The organism is Longivirga aurantiaca (assembly GCF_042660085.1).
GTDB classification, from domain to species: domain Bacteria; phylum Actinomycetota; class Actinomycetes; order S36-B12; family CAIYMF01; genus Longivirga; species Longivirga aurantiaca.
This window is the reverse complement of the sequence record NZ_JBHSTI010000004.1, coordinates 1-819: the sequence shown is the minus strand read 5'-3', so window position 1 is coordinate 819 and position 819 is coordinate 1. Positions and strand designations below refer to the sequence as shown.

Annotated in this window: 1 protein-coding gene; it reads right to left on the bottom strand. The window is 75.3% G+C overall.

Annotated elements, in window-relative coordinates; translation table 11 throughout:
* A partial coding sequence (locus ACFQGU_RS03610; protein WP_386763998.1) for an FAD-dependent oxidoreductase occupies nt 1-744 on the bottom strand: 744 nt, incomplete at its 3' end.
* Nucleotides 745-819 lie beyond the last annotated feature (75 nt).

The following is an 819-nucleotide window of genomic DNA, read 5'->3' as shown; positions in this document are numbered from 1 at the left end:
CGGCCCGGCCGGACCCATCAGCATGAGGGGGGCGGGCACGCTGCCGACCGCCGTGATCATGCAGTCGCACACCTCGGGGGCGCCCGTGCTGCGCACCGCCTCGACCCCCGCCCCGTCGCCGAGTGCGGACACGTTCGCGATCTTCGTGCCCAAGAGCAGCCGCACCCCCGCATCCCGCGCCCAGCCGGACACCTCCTCCCCGAGCGCGCCGCCGAGCAGCCTCTCCATCGGCGCCGACGCCGGGTCGACCACGGTGACCTCGGCGCCGTCGGACGCGAGCGTCGACGCGAGCTCGAGTCCGAGGGGCCCGGCGCCCTCGATGAGGAACCGTGACGCGCCGGACCTGCGCAGCTCCCTGACCCGCCGGGCGTCCTCCGCGAACCGCACCGTGATCACGCGGTCGGGACGACCTGGCAGCGTGCGAGCCAGCGACCCCGCCGCGAGCACGATGGTCTCCGCGGTGAGCGTCCGACCCGACGCCAGCCGGACGGCGCGGCCCATGAGGTCGACGGCGACCACGCAGTCCGCGAGCCAGTCCACGGCACCGGGCGCCCACGGCGGCCGCTGGGTGAGACGGTCATCGTCGGCGAGGAACGCCTTGGTCAGCGGCGGCCGGTCGTAGGGGGCATGGGGGTCCGGGTCGACGACGAGGACGTCGCTCCCCCGGCCGGCATCCTCCAGCGCCCTGGCCACGGTGCAGCCTGCGAGGCCACCCCCGACGACCAGGACGCCGACGTCGGACACGTCAGCCTTCGGAGATGACGATGGCCAGCTCGGGGCAGTTGGCGGCCGCGGTGCGTGCCTTGTCGGCGAGCTCGG